The sequence below is a fragment of the Pseudomonas sp. KH_021 genome (assembly GCF_057838865.1).
On the sequence record NZ_CM174477.1, the window covers coordinates 5330197 to 5351650 of the forward strand.

The window sequence follows — 21454 nt, forward strand, 5'->3', positions numbered from 1 at the left end:
TTCTTATAACCTAAACGAAGCTGTATATTCTTATACGTAATATCAGGAATTCTGATATGCAATGCCACATCACTCTGCGCCAACTGGCGACCTTCATCGCCATCGCCGACCTGGGCAGCGTGACCCAGGCCAGTAAACACATCAGCTTGAGCCAGGCCGCAGCCAGCATGTCGCTGCAGGACCTGGAGCATCAGCTCGGGACCCGCTTGTTTGATCGGCACGGCAAACGCCTGATGCTCAACGAACACGGTCGGCGCTTCTACCCGCACGCCAAGGCCACACTCGAAGGCGCACAAGAGGCGCAAACGCTGTTCCAGCAGCAGCTCACCTGTCATCTGCGGATTGGCGCCAGCACGACCATCGGCGGCTATGTACTTCCAGAGCGGTTGGCCGCCTTTCTCGCAGCCGAGCCCGAGAGCCGACTGGAATTGAAGGTGGAAAACACCGAAAAGATCGTCGAGTCGCTGTGCAACTTCAGTGTCGACGTCGGCTTTGTCGAAGGACCGGTACAGCACCCGGACATCGATGTACGCCCGTGGCGCGAAGATGAACTGATACTGATCGCCGCCCCCAGCCATCCCCTCGCCCGCCAGCCACACACGACGGCCGAAGAGCTTGCCAATGCGCGTTGGATCCTGCGTGAACAGGGTTCAGGTACCCGGCGAATGCTCGAACACTTGCTCGGGCCATGGCTTGGCAGCCCGCGACAACTGTTGGAAATTTCCGATGCCGAAGCCATCAAGGGCTGTGTGATCGCGGGTGCTGGCATCACCTGTGTCTCGCGCATCATGGTGCGCAACGAACTCGCCCAGGGCCTGCTATGCATCCTGCCCTCCCCCTGCGGCCCACTTAAACGCCAGCTATACCGGGTCATCCACAAGGACAAACAACCGACCCGGGGTCTCGGGCGTTTTCTGGATTTCTGCGAAAGCCCGAGTTGAAGCAGAATGCCGGCGGTCAGAGATGCAGAGGCGTCAACGGCGCGCGCCCCAACACCAGATCGGCGCCCTTGTCGCCAATCACCACGGACGTGGCATTGGTGTTGCCGCAGATCAGATTGGGCATGACCGACGCATCGATCACCCGCAAGCCTTGCAAGCCCCGTACACGCAGATCAGGGGTGCAGACGGCCATCGCGTCATCGGCATGCCCCATGCGGCAGGTGCCTACGGGGTGATAGGCGGTGGTGAGTAAAGGCTCCATCCAGGACAGCCATTGTTCGTCGGTCTGCACCTCGAGACCGGGGCGCATCTCTGCATCGATCAGTCCGGCCAGCGCCGGCTGCTTCACCATGTCCCGCAACCAGCGCAATGACCAGATCAGCGCGCGACGATCACGCTCGTCGTGCAGGTAGTTCATGGTAATCGCCGGGTGCTGATCCATGTCGCGGCTTTTGAGTCGCACATGGCCCCGTGAGAACGGCCGCCCCTGATAGGGCCCCAGCGTCATGCCCTCGTAACTGTCCGGCTGCGGGGCCTTGTCGCTGTCGGCATCGATCTGGCCGGTCATCGGCAGGCCGAACACTTGAATATCGTTATATGAAAGCGTTGGATCGCTCTTGAGGTAGCAGCCGAACTCCGCGGGTGGGCTCATCATCGGCCCGGTGCGGGTCGCGACGTAACGCAGCACCGAGCCCACCAAGCCCACGCCACGAAACTTGCTGTTCATCCCGCGTACGCCCGGCTTGAGCCGCCAGCACAACGGCGCAGACACATGGTCCTGCAGGTTCTCGCCCACGCCGGGCAAGTCCGCCACGACCGGGATACCCAAGGCCTGTAACTGCGATGCCGGACCGACACCCGAGACCATCAGCAACTGGGGCGACTGTATGGCCCCGGCGCACACCAGTACCTCGCGCTGGGCCTTGACGATGTGGCGGCTGCCATCGGGCAGGCTGTATTCCACACCCGTTGCACGGCGCCCCTCAAAAACAATCCGCTGCACCATCGCCCGCATGACCAGCTTCAAATTGGAGCGACGCAGGGCCGGTTCGATAGCATTGCTGGCAATCGAGGAGCGCTGGCCGTCACGAAAATTGACTTGAAAGACCCCCGCGCCCTTGGCCTGGCCATCATTGAAATCGTCGACCCGCTCCAGACCCGCTTGCGCGGCGGCGTCAATCATCGCGTGCGTCACTGGGTGTACCGCCGGCAGGTCGCTCGCCGGGAGCGGACCGCCCTGGCCATGCAAGGCATTACGAATGCGCTTCTGGTCTTCGGTTCGCACAAAGTGCGGTACCAGTTCCGGCCAACTCCAGCCCGTGGCGCCAGCCGTGACCCAATCGGCGTAATCTTGCTTGTGCCCCCGGATATAGATCATGCCGTTGATCGAGGACGAACCGCCGACTACCTTGCCCCTGGGCATCATCATACGGCGACCACCGGCATACTGTTCTGGCTCGGTCTTGTGCATCCAGGAAAACCTGGGGCTGTACGTCATCGCCCCCCAGCCCGCGGGCATACGGACAAAAAGACTCTTGTGGCTACCGCCGGCTTCCAGCACCAGCACCCGGTAACGGCCATCTTCGCTCAGACGCGCCGCCAAGGTGCCGCCCGCCGAGCCAGAACCCACCACGATATAGTCAAAGGTGTCCGTCAAAATTGATCTCCTTGCCCGTCAAAGATACATCCATGCACATCACCGGCTCGGCTTAACTGACTGGCATCCACCTGCGCCCTATGTAGGAGCTGGGCTTGCCCGCGAGAGGCCATGCCTGACGCACCGCGTTGCCTCCATCGCCGGCAAGCCGTGCTCCTACCGGCGTACACGCCACCGATCTACCGGCTTGTCGGACCACCGCGATGTGGGGAGGCCATTTGATCCTTTCACGGCCGTCCAGTCGGTGCTTACCTCATTCGGACTAACCAGGCGATTTCCGGGGCTCACTGGAGTCGGCGTTGAACAGCTTTGCCGCCACAGCTGGCGTCAGCGTGTCGTCCTCATCTGAATGGATTCAAGGCCTGCAGTCGCCAGAGTGTCGGCAACGGTCTGACCCTGGGCGGCGGGATTAACTGGCAGAGCGAGATATACAGCGACGGCATGGGCCCATTGGGGGTGCGTTTCACTCAGGATGACTATGCCCTGGTTGACGCGTTTGCTCGCTACCCACTGACCGAACAACTCACTGCCACCCTCAACCTCAACAATCTGCTGGATGAGAAGTACTACACCAGCACTTACTCGAGCTACTTCGGCACGCCACGCAACGCCACACTCGGCCTGCGCATGACCTTCTGACAGGCCGCCGCTGCGCAGTGACGCTTAGCCAACCCTGCGCGGCGGACATATTTAGTCATAACTCCAGGGATCCACAAAAGGCGGGTTTTCCACGCTCGTTCGTCTTGGTAATTGAAAGATGACTATTACTGCGCCCCTGCCTATCTCGGGTGACTCCGGCGGTTTTACTTTGCATCGACCCATGGCTCTTGACTGATGAAACCAATCGACTCCCCCCGTAGGCCTGTACTCAGGCTTCTGTCCCGCACGACTGCGGCCATTTTTGGTGGCTACGCCCTGACTTCGGCGGTGGTGATCTTCTTGGGCGCCGTGCTGCCGCTACCCAAGAGCCAGGCCATTCTGGCCGCCTCACTGGCCAGCTTCGCGGTCTATGTCGCCGCCATCATCTGGGTGTTCGCCGTGCAGGATGACCGCCGCGCCTGGCTCGGACTGCTGCTACCGGCCGCCGTGCTGGCGCTGCTTGGCGGGTGGTTGGGGAGCGGCGCATGACTCAATCAACCGAAAAGCAGAGCCTGCGTCAGGCCATGGCCTGGCTGCACACTTGGGGTGGGCTGTGGGCGTGCTGGGTACTGTTCGCGATCTTTCTGACCGGCTCGCTGGGTGTGTTCGACGAGCCGATCACCCGCTGGTTGAAGCCGCACCTGCCACAGGCCAGTTCGCTCAATGGCATGGATGACGGCGTTGACCGTCCGCTGGCCGTGCGCCTGGGCCAGGCCTACATGAGCCAACACCAACCGCAGGCACACTCCTGGGGTATCGCCCTGCCCAATGACCAGGACTCTGCGGTTCGGCTGTTCTGGCAGGACGCCAACGAGCAGTTCCACAACCAGCGATCAACCGCTGGTGGCAGCCAACGAACGCGAGAGCGAGGGTGGCCACCACTTCGTGCACATGCACTTCGAATTCCACGGCGGCACCGCCGGCATCTGGCTGGTGGGTTTCTTCACCATGGCCATGCTGGTGGCGCTGGTCAGCGGGGTGATCATCCACAAACGCATCTTCAAGGACTTCTTCACCTTCCGTCCCGGCAAGGGCCAACGCAGTTGGCTGGATGCGCATAACGCGGTGTCGGTGCTGAGCCTGCCGTTTCAGTTGATGATCGCCTATACGGGCCTCGCGACCTTCTACTCGCTGTACATGCCGGCCGGTATCGCCGTGCATTACCCCAGCGACAAGGCTTATTTCGCCGACCTGCTCACCCAGCCACCACCGCGCGAAGAAACTGGAATCGCCGCCGCCGTGACGCCGCTCGATGAGCTGCTGGTGCGCAGCGAGCAGCAGTTGCAGCGCCCGGTCAGCTTCGTCAGTGTCGAACACCCCGGCGACAGCAGCGCTGCAGTACAGACCTTCGGCCGCTTCATCGAAAGGACAGGTGAGTACCGCCTGCTCGGCGATGGCAGCGGCAACGTGCATTTCGACGGGGTCAGCGGTGCGATCCTGTTCATGGTCAAACGCCAGCAGCGCTCGCTGCATGAATTCGGCACGCGTACCCCGCAGGTCTATCGGGTGATAGAGGTGCTGAATATTGGCACGATTGCCGGGTTGAGCCTGGCCTGCATCGCCTTCTTCTGGGCCAACCGCCTAATCCCGCTGGGGATTGCTGCCCGCGCCGAATGGGAGATCGCCGCGTTCTTCGCGGTCTGGCTATTGAGCTTGGGCCACGCCATGTGGCGTGCGCCAGGCCGCGCCTGGATCGAGCAACTGCTGGCCATCGCCCTGCTCTGCTTGGCGCTGCCGCTGCTCAACTGGGTAGTGCTCGGCGAGCAGTTTGTCAGTTACCTGCAGCGTGGCGACGGCGAACGCGCCGGGGTCGAGTTGGTGGCCATCGTGTTCGGCCTGCTGAGTCTGTGGACCGCTCATCGGCTCTGGCGCAAAAGCCGGGCGCCACAACAACCACGCCGCCAGCGCGCAGCGGCAGCAGCCGTGGAGGTTCACTGATGGACGTACTGCTCGCCAGCTGGCTTGCCGGCAGCCTGTGCTATGCCGGCCTTAGCGGCCTGTGCCTGGCCATGGAGCGACACCACAAGCAGGTCTGGACGCACAAGGCACCCGCCCTCCAACTTGGGCTGCGCATTGCTGGCTGGCTGCTGCTGGTCCTGGCCCTGTGGCCGTGCATCCTGGCCTGGGGGGCTGCGGTGGGCGTGGTGCTCTGGCTCGGCTGGCTCGCAGTTGGCGGCTTGTTGCTGGTTCTGCTGCTGCCCTATCAACCCCGCGCCGCAGCCCTGCTCGGGGCACTGGCACTGCTCGGTGGCCTACCGCTGCTGTTGAGCGCCGCGCTGTGATCCGCCTGTATTCAACCAGCAAGCGCGTTCGGCAACACCGCGGTGAGCAAGATAAAACTGCCCATCGCGACAAACAGGGCAAAGGCACCGCGACGCATGCTCTGGTCGGAAAGTTGCGGCGGAAATCGTACATACAACCAACTGGCCAGGATGGCGACCGGGATCGACAGGGTGCCGAGCGACAGGATCTCTGCGTTCAACTCCCCTTGCAGGCCCTGCATCATCAAACGGATCAGGGCCATCGCGCCGGACAGCGCCAGCAAGCTGGTGCGGATAGTCTGTATTGAGACCGGTTGGCGATAGTAGTGATAGATCATCGGCGGCCCCGGTACGCTGAACAGGCCGCCCAACAGGCCGCCGAGCATGCCCATGATGACGAAGCTCACAGGGCTTGAACGTAATGGATGAGGACGTGGCTTGAAAAACAAGGCGATTCCGCCTGCCACGATCAGCCCACCTAACAGCGTTTGCAGCAGCACGGTATGCGCTTCGGCCAATTTGCCCAGCAACCACAGCCCCAACAGCGTGCCCGGTATCAGGCCAATGAGGTTCTGGAAGAACGATGCCCGGTCAATATGCCGCCAGTGGCGAGCCAGGACGATGACGATGCCGGGCAAAGCGACGATCGTGATGGTGGTGGCGACGGTGGCGATGGGGGCGGCGTGGGTGAGTACGGCAATCGCCAGTACCACAATGCCCAGTGCGAACCCCGTGAAAGCTTGCAGGTAACTGCCGACAGCCACGGCGACAAGAATGATGATGAGGGAGTGTTGTTCCATGAATCATCCTTGGGAGCAGTTGAGCAGTCCATTATTGTCACGCGCCAGTCACCTGCTTCTCATTGAGCGACTGTGAGTTAGCATTTGATGACAGCGGTTGTTGTCTCGCGGTTATTCACCCCCAGGCAGACAAAAAGAAGTTTTCGAACTGAAATCATCCCCCCAGGTGCGATAACCGGCGGTATCGATGTGAATTCGGCCAGTGGCGTAGCGGCTCAAGCCCATCTTCCAGGCCTCGCCTGATTGCGCCCAAAATCCACACAACGGCGCAGCAGCCTCCTGGCCCTGTGGCAACTGAATATCGACTGCAAAAGCGCGCAAGTGAGCACTGCTCGGTGCCCCACCTGCACAGCGGTTCAACGCCGCGTCGCGATAGGCGGAGACCACTTCAAAATTGCTCAACACGCCCTCGTCTCGCAGCGCCTGCAGCAACTTGAGTGTGGACCGCACCGAAGGCCAGAGCGGTTTTGGAGGGATGGCGAAAGGCTCAGCGCTGCAGCGTTGCCAGTCGCTGGCACTGCGCAGCAATTGGAATAACGGAACAACGTCATCCACACTGTTGACCTGCAAAAAGTCAGCGAACACCCGAGTGTCGTGGGTGCGGGACCACTGCTCAAACATCACTTGGTCGCGCTCATCGGCCTGCACCGTTGCCGCCACCACAAGCAGTGTCGCAGTCAGTAATGACCTCAGTGCGCTCACAGCATTCAACTCCACGAAAAAGGGGCCGCCCTTGCGAGCCAGCCCCTCTTTTAACACGATGCGGCGGGGTGTCGGTATCTACACACCCAGGCACAATGGACCCGTCAAACCTACTCGAGCGGTCGCAGGCGATACTGAGGTGGCAACTGTTCAAAGCCACTGATCGTCGTATTCAGACTCTTCCAGCGACCATCCTTGATGCCATAGATGCAACCATGCACCGACAGGCTCTGGCCACGGTGCCAGGCGTTCTGAACGATGCTGGTATGACCCACATTGGCCACCTGCTGGATCACGTTCAGTTCGCACAGGCGGTCTACCCGCTCTTCCTCAGTGGGCAATTGCGCCAAAACGTCGCGATTTTCGTAGTAAAGATCACGGATCGAACGCAGCCAGCCATCGATCAGGCCCATCTGGCGGTCCTGCATCGACGCGCGCACGCCACCGCAGCCGTAATGGCCGGTGACGAGGATGTGTTTGACCTTGAGTACATCCACTGCGTACTGGATCACCGACAGGCAATTGAGGTCGGTATGGAGTACGACGTTAGCCACATTACGGTGAACAAACAGGTCGCCTGGCAGCATGCCGACGATTTCGTTGGCCGGAACGCGTGCGTCCGAACAGCCGATCCAGAGATACTCCGGCGTTTGCTGGCGCGCCAGCTTAGCGAAGAAATCCGGGTCTTCCTGTTTGATCGCGTCAGCCCAGCGTGCGTTGTTATCAATCAGTTCCTGTAGGTCGTGCATGTTCAAGCCTCATCAAGGATGCGCAGGTAGGACAGGCGCCAGGCGCCCAAGGTCACGCCGCTGGGGCATGAGCGTTGAATTTTCGCGGCGCTGGCAGGTCTTATCTAGACAGCCTTACCGATACAAGGAACTGTCATGAGCCCGTCACAACGCCCACCGCATTCTCCAGAACCTGCCCCGATCGACGATAACGAAGACCGCATGGGCTCGATCCGCGAGCTGGATTTCGACACCGATGAGCCCAGTGGCCGAATCGGCGATCTCATCCCCGAAAAAGAGCTGCACCAGACCCTACCGCCGGAGCGAGTTCGCGACGCCGGCATGACCGGTGCCTCCACAGCCGATCATGAGCCCACCGATGACGACATGAGCCCTGAAACGCTGATCGACGAAGACGGCGCCAGCGAAGACGGATCTGATGGCCCGGCCGACCAGGAGCTGCGCGTAGTCGACGCCGATGACATTGGCGGTGGTAGCGGCCTGGATGAAGCAGAACTGGCTCGTCGCGACCCACTGGATGGTATACCGTAACGTTAAACCATTCAGTCGACCAGCGTGCAAGCCATGACCAGTGCATCTTCGCGACCGCCTGTCGCCGGGTAATAATCCCGGCGCCGGCCAACTTCGTTGAAACCAAAGCGCTCATACAGGCGATAGGCCGGGCCATTGCTGGCGCGCACTTCAAGAAAGCATTCGCGGGCTTCAAGCTCATAGGCGCGCTTCATCAAGTGCTCCAACAACTTAAGCCCCAGGCCATGCCCCTGGCTTTGCGGCTTGACGGTGATATTGAGCAAGTGCGCCTCATCAATGATGACATTGATCACGCCATGGCCCACCTGCTGCCCACCTTCGAACATCAGCCAGATTTCGTAGGATTTTAGCCCATCCAGGAAAATACCGCGGGTCCAGGGGTGACTGAAGGCGGCGTATTCAACCTTCAATACGGCGTCCAAGTCTTCTTCAGTCATCGGACGAAAGGTTACAGCATCACTCATCAGTCATTTTCCAGCGCGTCATCAGCCGACGCATGGCTTTCCAGACATCCGCCTTGCGTAGCGGCTCATCCATCAGTAATTCAAGGCCGGGCAAGGTCCAGGCAAAGCCCAGCCCCTCGATCGACAACTCTTGGTTATAGGCATCGGCCAGGGCCTCGCTGGCAAATCGAATCGCCGGACCGCCAATCAACCACAGGCAACTGCAGGGGGCTGCTTCCAATTGGGCCTGGACAAATCCTTGGACGAAATCGCGCGCCGCTTCCGGGCCCTGATCAAGATTACCGCGCACCAGCAGTGGCCAGCGCACAGGCTCGCCGACAATCTGCGGGCTGTCTGGCAGGACCGCGGCACGCAGCATGTCCTTAAGGAGCAAATAAGACGGGTCGCGACTCTGAAACGGCTCCCCTGTGGCCAGTTCGACCAGCAGTAGGCACGGCCCCGAGCGCAGCAATTGCAGGGTAAATCGTGGCGCTGGCACCACAGCCCTGATGGGTGTGGGCGCGGCCTCAGCCGCAGGCTTAACGACCGGCTTGGGCGCCGTCGAGGGGCGTGGCACTTCGATTTTTGGCCGCTCGCTGCGCGCCACCGGGGCGGCAACTGGAGCGATTTGAGGAGCCCGTGGCTCAACCTCAGGCTCTGGCAACGCCACCGGTAGCAAAAGTTCAGGCCGCGAGGGCGCTGCGAACGGCAACTCGGTACGCGGCAGCCAGTGCACCACTTGCATGGCGTTCAAATAAGCGCGGCGGCGGGACTCGATAAGCAAGGGTCGGCCATCTGTGGATAAGTGGAACCGGCAATTCTACCGCTGTTCGTCCATCGATGGAGCAGTTGATCGGCAGAAATCCCGACGGCAATACCTTGAGGCGATCAGGGGTGAATCGCGAATCGTTTGATGCAGTACAATCGTCCCCTTTTTTAGCTGGCAACGAGGTCGGCCATCCAATGATCGAACCCAAGCGCGTCTTGCGCGCCCTCGCCGAACACTGGGCATTGCTTGAGCCTTTGTGCGAGCGCTTCGACCAAGGCACCCTGAGCCTGAGCGAACTGCGCCTGCAACTGGCAGCCCAGCAAGTGGACAGCACCCCACAGGAAATCACCAGCCTGCTGGACGTGTGGATTCGCCTGGACATCCTGGTCCCGGTTGCCAAAAGCCCGAACCGCTTCGAGCTCAATGCCCAGATCCACGATTTTCTCGCCTACCTTCGCCGCGAACACCGGCTGGGGCTGTGCCTGGAAATCGAAGCCTATCTTCGCCATCTCGAGCGCCTGGCCGTGCACATCCAGGATGCTTTCGACATCCGCGATGGCAATGACCTCGCTCGCCAGCTGCGCCTGCTCGACATGCGCGTACGTGATGTGCTGAAAAAGCTCGATAACGACGAACAAGCCTTGGTGGCCGTGGCTGAACGGGCTAAGACCAGCGATCGGCAGATCCCCTTGCGCCAGCGCTATGCCGAAGTATTGGCCACCTGGGATGAGTACGTCGAACCGATGATCCAGCTGGTCAACGCCGACGGTGCATTCGAGCAAGGGGTACGCAAAGTCGAAAACGTCTTGCTTCGCCTGCTGAGCGAGCAGCAGCGGCTGGGCCATCTGGTCGACGATGACATGCTGCTGCGTACCCACGCGCGAATTCTCGAAATGCAAACCAGCGCACAACTGACCCTGCGCCACGCCCGCGAACTGCTGCTGCCGTTGCGTGAAGAAGCCCGCCGGCATAACGCCGTGACCCGTGGCGCAGCCCTGGCGTTGTCGTTGATACGCCGCAAGGGGCTTGATGCCTTGCCGCAGGCAGCGATGCCGCTGTTCACTCGGCCGCAAAGTACATTTCTCGGCAGCGCCAGCCAGGTCGAAGCCTATGTCTATGCTCTCGCCCGCTTCGAGCCCAAGCCTGCGCAGTTTCCCAAGGCCCACAAGACCCAAAAGGACGACGCCAAGCGCGCACCGCGCACGGTTCGAGAAATGCTCGACCGCTGTGAGAACGCGCTGCCGATGCCTGACTTGATGGCCTGGTTGCTGGAGCAGGAACCCGATGGGGCGACCGACGAGTTGCTGTACTGGTTCTCACGCCTGTCCCGCGAAAAGCGCTTTGGCCGTGAGCGCCTGGAGCGTCGCGACTACCACACGCACGAGCATCAGGTCAGCCTGCGCTCCTTTGCCCTGCATGCCAGCCGGACCGAGCCGCTGGATGCTTCTGCGAGCACCCCTCATGCATCTTGATCTTTCCGAACTGTCACAACTGGCACCGATCTTTCGCGAGCTGCTCAAGGGTTTCCACATCAGCCGCCGCGACCCGGAGCTCTACGCACAACTGTCGAACTTCCAAGACCAATACCGCGGCCTGTTCAAGGCCCTGGGTTTCGAGCTGGTCTGCGATACCCGCGGCTTTTACTACTTCGTGCCAGACATGGCCGCCGCCCAGGTGAACAAGACGGCCCAGCGCCTGTCGCTGTTCACCTTTATCCTGGTCGAGCACCTGGCCGACCAGGGCCGCGACCCAATGGCCGTGCTGGACGGCGGCAGCATCGGCCGGGACGAGTTGCCATCGCTGCTGGAAAAGTATCGCGACCTGTTCCTCCAGGCCGAAGTCCAGACCCAGGATGAGCTTGAAGAAAAGATCCTGCGGCGCATGACTCAGCTTGGCTTTGCCAGCGAAGAAAACGGCATTTACCGCTTTCTACCGCCTATGCACCGCTTCCTCGATGTGTGCCTTTCGGTTCAACAAGACCGTGATCTGGCTGCCAGCCTGCACAGCACCTTGCCACTGCCAGTACCGGTTCTGGTCGAGGACGATACCAATGAAGTGTCCGAGGAAGACGCGCTGGCCAGGGCTATCGCAATCGAGCAACAGGAGATGAACGCATGAGCCAGGAACGCTACGGTATACGCCGCTTTGCCTTGCTGAACACGGCAGGCTACAGCCTGGGGCTGTTTCCGCTTGAGCACCCCTTGTCAGTCTATGGCGCGAACAACCTGGGCAAAAGTGCTTCGATCAACGCCCTGCAGTTCCCCATTCTGGCGCGCATGTCAGACATGAGCTTCGGCAAATACAGCCTGGAACAATCGCGGCGCTTTTACTTCGCCAGCGACACCAGCTACATCCTCTGCGAAGTCTCATTGCCCCATGGCCCCCATGTGATCGGCGTAGTTGGGCGCGGCCCCGGTGGCGGTTTCGGTCACCAATTCTTCGCCTATGCCGGTGAGCTGGACCTGGCTCACTACCAGAAGAATGACACCTGCCTGCGTCAGAAAGAGCTCTTTACCAACCTTGAGCGCCAAGGCCTCAAGGCCTACGAATTAAAGCCCGACGAACTGCGCCGCCTCCTTGTCGGTGGGCACACCTCGGTGCCCCTGGACCTGACGCTGATTCCGCTGCGCTCCACCAGCGAGCAAAGCCTGAAAACGTTCCGCGCCCTGTTCATCAACCTGCTGCACATGCGCGAAATCACCGCGGCCAAACTCAAGCAACTGTTCCTTGATGCCTTCGAACACAGCTTGCGATCCGGCAGCGTGGATTACATCGCCGCCTGCGAAGAAGCGTTCCGCGATGTGCGTCGCATGGAGCAGGACTACAACTCGCTGGTGTCTGCCGGCCCTCTGGTCGAGGCGCTGGCCAACGGCGTCCGGCAGCGTGACATTTTGCGCGGCAAGCTGCATCGCTTGTCGCCTCTGCTCGACTCGCTGCTCGGTACCTGGCAAGACTACGCCATGGCCCGCAAGGAAGAGCTTGTCATCCAGGCCGAGCATTACCGCAGCGAGCAAGACGTGCTGCAAAACGATCAGCGCGGCGGCACCCAGGAGCTGATGCGCCTGGAGCGAGAAATCACCGGCATCCAGCGCTGGCTGGGCGAACTGTCGGTGCTCAAGCATCGCTTTGCCTTGATCGATGACGTGCGCGTACTCGAACAGCAGTTGCTGGCCGCCAAAGATGCCCACGACGAACTGGCCGGCGCCCTGGCGCAATCCCGGCAGTTCAGTGCCGAAGACTTGGACGAGCGCCTGCGTGATCTGGAAAAACGCCTGAAGTCGGTCAAGCTGCAACTCGAACACGCCGACAACAACAGCTACGCCCGCCTGCGCGAAGAGTTTTCCCAGCAGGATGTAGAACGCCTGATGCGTTTGTTCAATGGCGCGCTGTTCAGCCTCCCGCTGGGTGAACACGGCATCGCCCTGGATGACGGTGATACCTGGGTCAAATCCCTTGAGGCCGTACTGGATGGCTTCAAGGGTGAGCGCTTCGAAGTGCCAGGACTGTCCATTGACTTGTCCCATATCGAACCACCCGCCCTGCAAGCCCTGGCCGACCGTGCAGCCCTGCGCGAACAAAAAGACCGCCTGGAAAAAGAACTCAAGCAACTCAAGACCCAGCAGGCGGTCACCGCCGACCGTGTCGCGAGCAAAACTCAAACCGAAACCCTGTATCAGCAGGTGCTCGACGCCCAGAAGGCACTGGAAGACTTCCGCCGCCGCCAGACGCTGAGCGCTGAAGAAGGCGAAAAACTGGAGCAGCTGGCGCAACTTGAAGCCGCCCAGGACGAACTCAAGCGCTCCAGCGATGCGTTCACTGAGCGCGTTCAGCAACTGTCGGCAAAACTGCAACTGGTGGGCCGGCAGATTGCCGATCTGGAAGCCAAGCAACGCACGTTGGACGATGCTTTGCGCCGTCGTCAGCTATTACCGGCCGACCTGCCATTCGGTACACCCTTCATGGACCCGGTCGACGACTCCATGGATAACCTGCTACCGCTGCTCAACGATTATCAGGACAGCTGGCAGGGCCTGTTGCGTTGCGATGGGCAGATCGAAGCCTTGTATGCCCAGGTACGACTCAAGGGCGTAGCCAAATTCGACAGCGAAGAGGACGTGGAGCGTCGCTTGCAGCTGTTGATCAACGCCTACGCTCACCGCCAGGACGAAGCCCTGACCCTGGGCAAGGCTCGCCGCGCGGCGGTCACCGACATCGCCCGTACCTTGCGCAACATTCGCAGTGACTACGACAGCCTCGAACACCAACTGGCGCTGTTCAACCGCGAAATCAACAAACGCCAGGTTTCCAACCTGCAGAGCTTTCGGATTGTCCTGGCACCGAACAAAGAAGCGCTCAAACACATCGATCAAATTATCCACAGCGCCGGGCAATACGAGGAAGGCGAAACCCTGTCGGTTTTCGACCTGAGCCAAAGTGCCGAGCAGGACAACAAGAACGAAGAGGCCAAGGAGTATCTGGCACGCTTGGTAGCCGCCAACCATAATCAATTGGGCCTGAAAGACCTGTTCGAGTTGGCGTTTGAAATTACCAAGGTCAATGGCCAACCGGTGATCCATACCGACATCGATGGCGCCGCTTCCAACGGCACCACCATGACCATCAAGGCGCTGACCAACATGTATCTGTTGCTGCACCTGATGGATCGTGACCTGGCAGGGCGTATCCGTTTGCCGTACTACCTGGACGAAGCGGCTGACATCGACGAACGCAACCAGGCTGCACTGCTTGAAACCAGCCTTCAGTTAGGCTTCGTGCCGATTCTGGCGAGCGTCAAGCCGCAAGTTTCGGCGCGAGTGGCTATCGATCTGGAAGGCGGCAGCGGCCCGAATGGCATCTACATCGATGAGGAGGACTGGAAGATCATCCGCCGCCATGATGAAACGCAACCGGCAGTGCAGAGCGAAGAAAGCGAAATTCAAACGGCCTGACGGTCTGTAGGAGCCGGGTTTACCGGAGTGCCGGACCACCGCGGTTTGCCCGACGCACCGCGGTGCGTTCATCGCGGCTAAAGCCGGCTCCTACATCTACCTCATCGTGGCCTTTTTATTACTTACCCAAAGGAATCTTTGGCGCCCACCTGAGCCAGTCTTCCTCGGCTTTGTCGAACAAGGCAAAGGTCTGTTCTGGACGGGCCGGATTACCCATGGCCTCCCCTTCTGGAGTAGCGAAAGCGACCCCACCCGCAACCAGGGTTTCTACTGATTCGGTACGGACCGTCACGCCCTTGAGCAGGCCCCAATCAACGCCAAAGCCACTGGTGTTCCAAAACCGGCTACCACCACGAACCAAGGGTGCATAACGCGGCTCAATCAAGATATGAATCAATACTCGGTCAGCGGTTTGTCCCAGTTCATATCCGGTCACCTTACCGACCGTCACCTCACGGTAGGTAACAGGCACTCCAGGTTTGAGTGAACCTCGACGCGGCGCGCTCAACACCAGGCTCAAGCCCACTTCACGCTCGGAAAGTTCGGGCGCTTGCGACAATGCGACAAAATCACGCTGAGGCCCATTACTCTTAAGCGCTGGTCGAACTTCGATGTATTGACCCGTCACCAATGTGCCCAGGTTCTCGGTCCTGAGAATGCCGAGCTCAGGCTTGACTACCCAGAACTGCGTACCCGCACGGGCGATACGCTCAGGGACTTCAGTGATTTGAGCCTTGAGCAAGACAGTCTGTAAATCAGTGCTCAAGTCGACATCTTCAACCTTGCCAACGTCCAGGCCTTTGAACCGAATGGGCGTGCCCACTTTCAATCCATCAGCATCGTCGACACGAATAGTCACGGCTGTGCCTACCCGATTGGCAGCCTCATGGTTCTCGTGCAGGCGAAAACGCGGGATGCGTTTTTGCAACGGAACGTTCGGGCGCGGCGTTTCGAAGGCAATCCCGCCAGCCATCAGACTCTGCAGAGACTCGCTTTTGACCTGAATACCGGACAACCCGCCGCTCAAAGTAATACCACTGGCATTCCAGAATCGGCTGGATCCGTTGACCAGATCGGCATACTCCTGCTCGATATGAACACCGAGCACCAGTTGCTTGCGGGTTCGCGAGAACTGATAGCTTTGTACGGTGCCAACCTTGACCTGCTTGTACAGGACCGGGCTGCCGACTTCCAGAGAGCCCAGGCTTTCACTGAACAGCACGAGGTGAAGACCTGGCGCCCGTAAGTCCAGGGGCGGGGCTTTCGCGCGAGCTTCAAACTCACGCATCGGTGCTCCACCCTTATCGCCTGGTCTGATTGCGATGTAGTTACCTTTGACCAAGGCTTCAAGCCCTGTAATACCGGCCAACGAAATCGACGGCTTCACTACCCAGAACTGCGTGCCTTCTACCAGGTAGTCTTCGGCTAGCGGGTCCAGGGTCAATTCAGCTATTGCACTGGAAAGACCAGAGTCCACCTTCAAGGCTTTCAAGGTGCCTACCTGAATGCCTTTGTACATCACCGGTGTCCGACCCGCCTGCAAGCCTTCAAAATCACTTAACTTGACCTTGATCCGAATCCCGGCTTGAGCCGCATCAAAATCGTCGTACAACCGAAACGGCAGGCTGGGGTCGGTTGGCGGGCTGTCCTGGCGGTGTTCCGGTGTAGCGAATGCAATACCGCCAGCAACGATGCTGGTCAGCGACTCGCTGCGTACTTTCACACCGCTGAGCCCTGCGTCGATACTGATACCGCTAGCGTTCCAGAATCGCGTGTGCTTGCGCACGAGTTTGGCGTAGAGCGGCTCGATGAATACTTTGATCTCAACCGTGTTCTGGTCTTCGGCCAGCGCGTAGCTTTTCACTCGGCCGACTTTGATCTGTTTGTAGAAGATCGGGCTGTCGCGGTTCAGCGAACCAAGTCGATCCGCCTTGAGCGTCAAGTGCAGGCCTGGCTCTGTGTCCGACAAAGGCGGAGCTTCAGACAACGCCGTGAATTTTTTGGTCGGTTCTCCATCACCTGGGCTAACGGCGATGTAGTTACCGGATACCAGCGTTTCAAGGCCGGTGATACCCGCAAGGGTCACACTAGGTTTGACCAGCCAAAAACGCGTGTTAGCACGCAGGTGAGGGTTGGCCGCCTTGTTCATCTCGATCGTGGCAATCACACCCTTGTTCTCGCCTTTGGCATCCAGGGCCAAGGCAACGACCTTACCCACCGACATGCCCTTATAGACCACCTCAGTTTTGTTGGCCTGGATACCTTCGCCACTGACAAAGCGTACCTGGATTTCGATGCCCGATTGATTGTAGGCACGCCAGCCCAGCCATCCACCAATGATCAGGGCGATCAGTGGCAAGACCCAGATGGCCGACCAATTGGAAGCAGGGCGGGTTCTTGCAGTAGGCAAATCACTCATGATCGTCGTCCGACTCCGTGTTATCCCAGATCAGTCGGGGATCGAAAGTTACCGCAGCTAACATCGTCAATATCACCACACTGGCAAAGGCGACAGCGCCCAAATTGGCTTCCACACTGGCGATGCGGCCGAAATTCACGACGGCCACGAGGATGGCAATCACAAAAATGTCCAACATGGACCAGCGCCCAATAAACTCGATGAATCGGTACATCCAGATCCGCTGCCGGGCAGAAAGCGGCTGATGACGCTGCACCGAGTAAAGCAGCAAGGCGATGCCCACCAGTTTGAAGGTCGGCACCAGAATACTGGCCACAAACACGACTGCGGCAATCGGGAACATCCCATGCTTGATCAGCGTGATGACGCCAGACATGATCGTGTCTGGACTGCCTTGCCCCAGCGAACTCACCGTCATGATCGGCAACACGTTGGCTGGGATATACAGAATGGCTGCCGTGATCAGTAAGGCCCAAGTACGAGCGATGCTGTTCGGACGTCGCGCATGAACCATTGCACCGCAGCGAGTGCAGGTTTGCTCATCGCTATCCGAGTCAGCCCGATTGAGCTCATGGCATTCATGGCAAATCAGAATATTTGCATCAATCGCCCGCATGCGTGTCCTCCCCAGACAGCGCAACCCATACTTGATGTGGCGACATCACCACTTCCAGCCAGACCTGAACCAGCAACAGACCGACAAAACAAGCCAGGCCCAAGCCCAAGCTCAACTGTGCAAGATCCGAAAGCTTAACAATCGCCACCAGCACCCCCATCAAGTAGACCTCAAGCATGCCCCAATCGCGCAAGTGATGGTAAATGCGATAAAGCAGCAATCCATAACTGCGCCCTCGGTCCAGGCGGATCGTCAGCAGTACGATCAACTGGCATATCAGCTTAAGCAGGGGGATCGCCATGCTGCAGAGAAATACGACAACGGCGATCCCTTCCATGCCGGTATTGAACAAACCAAGAACGCCTGACCAGACGGTATCCTGGGAGGTTTGCCCCAATAGATCGAGTTGCATGATGGGTAAAAAGTTCGCCGGCACGTACAGCAATAACGCTGCGAGCACCAATGCCAGGCTACGGTTCACGACGTTGTGTCTTTGAGTGTAAAGCTCATAACCACAGCGGGGGCAGATGGCCTTTTCGTCATGCGCAAGCTCTGGCTTGAGCATCAACAGATCACACTCATGGCAGGCTAACAGCGCTTCGAGCGGGAGCTGGGCAAGCCGCTCAGGGGCGACGGGATCAGGCATATTCAACTTCTGGATGGCGAAAGTGAGGCTCTATTCTAGTGTTCTTGCTCGAAAATAGTCGGGCAATTTTTCGCACACAAAACAAAACCCCTACCTGCGTATGCAGATAGGGGTTTCGGAATTTAATCTTGACGATGACCTACTCTCACATGGGGAAACCCCACACTACCATCGGCGATGCATCGTTTCACTGCTGAGTTCGGGATGGGATCAGGTGGTTCCAATGCTCTATGGTCGTCAAGAAATTCTGTAGCCAGCGCGTCAACCTTCGGTCGACGTTCCAGCGAATCGGGTATGTGATGGTTTGTGAGTTGCAAACTTTCGGTTCGTTTCGTCTTCACAACACCGCAATCTGCTGCTCAACCGAGCGAGTCAAATTGCTTGGGTGTTATATGGTCAAGCCTCACGGGCAATTAGTATTGGTTAGCTCAACGCCTCACAGCGCTTACACACCCAACCTATCAACGTCGTAGTCTTCGACGGCCCTTCAGGGAGCTCAAGGCTCCAGTGAGATCTCATCTTGAGGCAAGTTTCCCGCTTAGATGCTTTCAGCGGTTATCTCTTCCGAACATAGCTACCCGGCAATGCCACTGGCGTGACAACCGGAACACCAGAGGTTCGTCCACTCCGGTCCTCTCGTACTAGGAGCAGCCCCTCTCAAATCTCAAACGTCCACGGCAGATAGGGACCGAACTGTCTCACGACGTTCTAAACCCAGCTCGCGTACCACTTTAAATGGCGAACAGCCATACCCTTGGGACCGGCTTCAGCCCCAGGATGTGATGAGCCGACATCGAGGTGCCAAACACCGCCGTCGATATGAACTCTTGGGCGGTATCAGCCTGTTATCCCCGGAGTACCTTTTATCCGTTGAGCGATGGCCCTTCCATACAGAACCACCGGATCACTAAGACCTACTTTCGTACCTGCTCGACGTGTCTGTCTCGCAGTCAAGCGCGCTTTTGCCTTTATACTCTACGACCGATTTCCGACCGGTCTGAGCGCACCTTCGTACTCCTCCGTTACTCTTTAGGAGGAGACCGCCCCAGTCAAACTACCCACCATACACTGTCCTCGATCCGGATAACGGACCTGAGTTAGAACCTCAAAGTTGCCAGGGTGGTATTTCAAGGATGGCTCCACGCGAACTGGCGTCCACGCTTCAAAGCCTCCCACCTATCCTACACAAGCAAATTCAAAGTCCAGTGCAAAGCTATAGTAAAGGTTCACGGGGTCTTTCCGTCTAGCCGCGGATACACTGCATCTTCACAGCGATTTCAATTTCACTGAGTCTCGGGTGGAGACAGCGCCGCCATCGTTACGCCATTCGTGCAGGTCGGAACTTACCCGACAAGGAATTTCGCTACCTTAGGACCGTTATAGTTACGGCCGCCGTTTACCGGGGCTTCGATCAAGAGCTTCGCGTTAGCTAACCCCATCAATTAACCTTCCGGCACCGGGCAGGCGTCACACCCTATACGTCCACTTTCGTGTTTGCAGAGTGCTGTGTTTTTAATAAACAGTCGCAGCGGCCTGGTATCTTCGACCGGCATGAGCTTACGGAGCAAGTCCTTCACCCTCACCGGCGCACCTTCTCCCGAAGTTACGGTGCCATTTTGCCTAGTTCCTTCACCCGAGTTCTCTCAAGCGCCTTGGTATTCTCTACCCAACCACCTGTGTCGGTTTGGGGTACGGTTCCTGGTTACCTGAAGCTTAGAAGCTTTTCTTGGAAGCATGGCATCAACCACTTCGTCACCCAAAGGGCAACTCGTCATCAGCTCTCGGCCTTAGACTCCCGGATTTACCTAAGAGTCCAGCCTACCACCTTAAACTTGGACAACCAACGCCAAGCTGGCCTAGCCTTCTCCGTCCCTCCATCGCAATAACCAGAAGTACAGGAATATTAACCTGTTTTCCATCGACTACGCTTTTCAGCCTCGCCTTAGGGACCGACTAACCCTGCGTCGATTAACGTTGCGCAGGAAACCTTGGTCTTTCGGCGTGGGTGTTTTTCACACCCATTGTCGTTACTCATGTCAGCATTCGCACTTCTGATACCTCCAGCAAGCTTCTCAACTCACCTTCACAGGCTTACAGAACGCTCCTCTACCGCATCACCCAAAGGTGATACCCGTAGCTTCGGTACCTGGTTTGAGCCCCGTTACATCTTCCGCGCAGGCCGACTCGACTAGTGAGCTATTACGCTTTCTTTAAAGGGTGGCTGCTTCTAAGCCAACCTCCTAGCTGTCTAAGCCTTCCCACATCGTTTCCCACTTAACCAGGATTTTGGGACCTTAGCTGACGGTCTGGGTTGTTTCCCTTTTCACGACGGACGTTAGCACCCGCCGTGTGTCTCCCATGCTCGGCACTTGTAGGTATTCGGAGTTTGCATCGGTTTGGTAAGTCGGGATGACCCCCTAGCCGAAACAGTGCTCTACCCCCTACAGTGATACATGAGGCGCTACCTAAATAGCTTTCGAGGAGAACCAGCTATCTCCGAGCTTGATTAGCCTTTCACTCCGATCCACAGGTCATCCGCTAACTTTTCAACGGTAGTCGGTTCGGTCCTCCAGTTAGTGTTACCCAACCTTCAACCTGCCCATGGATAGATCGCCCGGTTTCGGGTCTATACCCAGCGACTAAACGCGCTATTAACACTCGCTTTCGCTACGCCTCCCCTATTCGGTTAAGCTCGCCACTGAATATAAGTCGCTGACCCATTATACAAAAGGTACGCAGTCACAGAACAAAGTCTGCTCCCACTGCTTGTACGCATACGGTTTCAGGATCTATTTCACTCCCCTCTCCGGGGTTCTTTTCGCCTTTCCCTCACGGTACTAGTTCACTATCGGTCAGTCAGTAGTATTTAGCCTTGGAGGATGGTCCCCCCATATTCAGACAAAGTTTCTCGTGCTCCGTCCTACTCGATTTCATGACCAAGAGATTTTCGCGTACAGGGCTATCACCCACTATGGCCGCACTTTCCAGAGCGTTCCGCTAATCTCAAAGCCACTTAAGGGCTGGTCCCCGTTCGCTCGCCACTACTAAGGGAATCTCGGTTGATTTCTTTTCCTCAGGGTACTTAGATGTTTCAGTTCCCCTGGTTCGCTTCATGCACCTATGTATTCAGTGCAGGATACCTAACTTATGTTAGGTGGGTTCCCCCATTCAGAGATCTCCGGATCAAAGTCTGTTTGCCGACTCCCCGAAGCTTATCGCAGGCTACCACGTCTTTCATCGCCTCTGACTGCCAAGGCATCCACCGTATGCGCTTCTTCACTTGACCATATAACCCCAAGCAATCTGGTTATACTGTGAAGACGACATTCGCC

Annotated in this window: 17 protein-coding genes, 2 rRNA genes and 1 pseudogene; 9 read left to right on the plus strand and 11 right to left on the minus strand. The window is 58.4% G+C overall.

Annotated elements, in window-relative coordinates; translation table 11 throughout:
• The first annotated feature begins 56 nt into the window (after window positions 1–56).
• Window positions 57–941 (plus strand): LysR family transcriptional regulator, encoded by an 885-nt coding sequence (locus AC3IX4_RS24635; RefSeq protein WP_489257946.1) that lies wholly within the window; start codon window positions 57–59, stop codon window positions 939–941.
• 16 nt (window positions 942–957) lie between these two features.
• Here the strand turns inward: AC3IX4_RS24635 and AC3IX4_RS24640 are convergent, their stop codons facing one another.
• Window positions 958–2598, minus strand: a complete 1641-nt coding sequence (locus AC3IX4_RS24640; RefSeq protein WP_489257947.1) for a GMC family oxidoreductase — start codon at window positions 2596–2598, stop codon at window positions 958–960.
• Between the two features lie 309 nt (window positions 2599–2907).
• Between AC3IX4_RS24640 and AC3IX4_RS24645 the strand changes: the two genes are divergently transcribed.
• The 4 genes and pseudogenes from AC3IX4_RS24645 (at window position 2908) to AC3IX4_RS24660 (ending at window position 5519) form a co-directional block, all read left to right on the plus strand.
• Window positions 2908–3237, plus strand: a complete 330-nt coding sequence (locus tag AC3IX4_RS24645; RefSeq protein WP_489257948.1) for a hypothetical protein — start codon at window positions 2908–2910, stop codon at window positions 3235–3237.
• Window positions 3238–3432: 195 nt separating this feature from the next.
• Window positions 3433–3726 carry a DUF3649 domain-containing protein gene (locus AC3IX4_RS24650; protein ID WP_489257949.1) on the plus strand — a complete coding sequence of 98 codons (294 nt, stop codon included), beginning with the start codon at window positions 3433–3435 and terminating at the stop codon, window positions 3724–3726.
• Window positions 3727–3761: 35 nt separating this feature from the next.
• Window positions 3762–5175: pseudogene (locus AC3IX4_RS24655) on the plus strand (PepSY-associated TM helix domain-containing protein).
• Window positions 5175–5519, plus strand: coding sequence for a DUF3325 domain-containing protein (locus tag AC3IX4_RS24660; protein WP_489257950.1), 345 nt, complete (start codon window positions 5175–5177; stop codon window positions 5517–5519). Before AC3IX4_RS24655 ends, AC3IX4_RS24660 begins: the two are co-directional and overlap by 1 nt.
• A gap of 11 nt (window positions 5520–5530) precedes the next feature.
• On the opposite strand, the gene AC3IX4_RS24665 is transcribed toward AC3IX4_RS24660, so the two are convergent.
• The 3 genes from AC3IX4_RS24665 to can form a co-directional block, all read right to left on the minus strand.
• On the minus strand, window positions 5531–6298 hold the full coding sequence (locus tag AC3IX4_RS24665) for a TSUP family transporter (RefSeq protein ID WP_489257951.1): 768 nt from the start codon (window positions 6296–6298) through the stop codon (window positions 5531–5533).
• Window positions 6299–6409: 111 nt separating this feature from the next.
• Window positions 6410–7000 (minus strand): D-Ala-D-Ala carboxypeptidase family metallohydrolase, encoded by a 591-nt coding sequence (locus AC3IX4_RS24670; RefSeq protein WP_489257952.1) that lies wholly within the window; start codon window positions 6998–7000, stop codon window positions 6410–6412.
• Between the two features lie 110 nt (window positions 7001–7110).
• Window positions 7111–7749: a carbonate dehydratase gene (gene can / locus AC3IX4_RS24675; RefSeq protein WP_489257953.1), complete on the minus strand. Its 639-nt coding sequence runs from the start codon at window positions 7747–7749 to the stop codon at window positions 7111–7113.
• A gap of 135 nt (window positions 7750–7884) precedes the next feature.
• Between can and AC3IX4_RS24680 the strand changes: the two genes are divergently transcribed.
• Window positions 7885–8280 carry a serine kinase/phosphatase gene (locus AC3IX4_RS24680; RefSeq protein WP_489257954.1) on the plus strand — a complete coding sequence of 132 codons (396 nt, stop codon included), beginning with the start codon at window positions 7885–7887 and terminating at the stop codon, window positions 8278–8280.
• Between the two features lie 11 nt (window positions 8281–8291).
• Here AC3IX4_RS24680 and rimI read toward each other — a convergent pair whose 3' ends face one another.
• Complete coding sequence (gene rimI, locus AC3IX4_RS24685) at window positions 8292–8744, minus strand: ribosomal protein S18-alanine N-acetyltransferase (protein WP_489257955.1); 453 nt, start codon at window positions 8742–8744, stop codon at window positions 8292–8294.
• Complete coding sequence (locus AC3IX4_RS24690; RefSeq protein WP_489257956.1) at window positions 8737–9507, minus strand: energy transducer TonB; 771 nt, start codon at window positions 9505–9507, stop codon at window positions 8737–8739. The genes rimI and AC3IX4_RS24690 overlap by 8 nt, the downstream gene beginning before the upstream one ends.
• 179 nt (window positions 9508–9686) lie before the next feature.
• On the opposite strand from AC3IX4_RS24690, the gene mksB reads away from it, so the two are divergent.
• The 3 genes from mksB to mksF are packed head-to-tail and all read left to right on the plus strand — an operon-like array spanning window position 9687 to window position 14441.
• Window positions 9687–10964, plus strand: a complete 1278-nt coding sequence (mksB, locus tag AC3IX4_RS24695) for an Mks condensin complex protein MksB (protein ID WP_489257957.1) — start codon at window positions 9687–9689, stop codon at window positions 10962–10964.
• Window positions 10954–11610, plus strand: coding sequence for an Mks condensin complex protein MksE (gene mksE, locus AC3IX4_RS24700; protein WP_489257958.1), 657 nt, complete (start codon window positions 10954–10956; stop codon window positions 11608–11610). The genes mksB and mksE overlap by 11 nt, the downstream gene beginning before the upstream one ends.
• The gene (gene mksF, locus AC3IX4_RS24705) at window positions 11607–14441 is read left to right on the plus strand and encodes an Mks condensin complex protein MksF (RefSeq protein WP_489257959.1); all 2835 of its coding nucleotides are present in this window, start codon (window positions 11607–11609) and stop codon (window positions 14439–14441) included. The genes mksE and mksF overlap by 4 nt, the downstream gene beginning before the upstream one ends.
• 118 nt (window positions 14442–14559) lie before the next feature.
• Here the strand turns inward: mksF and AC3IX4_RS24710 are convergent, their stop codons facing one another.
• The 5 genes from AC3IX4_RS24710 to AC3IX4_RS24730 form a co-directional block, all read right to left on the minus strand.
• The gene (locus AC3IX4_RS24710; RefSeq protein ID WP_489257960.1) at window positions 14560–16860 is read right to left on the minus strand and encodes a PqiB family protein; all 2301 of its coding nucleotides are present in this window, start codon (window positions 16858–16860) and stop codon (window positions 14560–14562) included.
• Window positions 16853–17476, minus strand: a complete 624-nt coding sequence (locus AC3IX4_RS24715) for a paraquat-inducible protein A (protein WP_489257961.1) — start codon at window positions 17474–17476, stop codon at window positions 16853–16855. Before AC3IX4_RS24715 ends, AC3IX4_RS24710 begins: the two co-directional genes overlap by 8 nt.
• On the minus strand, window positions 17463–18122 hold the full coding sequence (locus AC3IX4_RS24720) for a paraquat-inducible protein A (RefSeq protein WP_489257962.1): 660 nt from the start codon (window positions 18120–18122) through the stop codon (window positions 17463–17465). The genes AC3IX4_RS24715 and AC3IX4_RS24720 overlap by 14 nt, the downstream gene beginning before the upstream one ends.
• Window positions 18123–18248: 126 nt before the next feature.
• Window positions 18249–18364, minus strand: a 5S ribosomal RNA gene (gene rrf, locus AC3IX4_RS24725).
• Between the two features lie 150 nt (window positions 18365–18514).
• Window positions 18515–21408, minus strand: a 23S ribosomal RNA gene (locus AC3IX4_RS24730).
• Window positions 21409–21454: the final 46 nt, after the last annotated feature.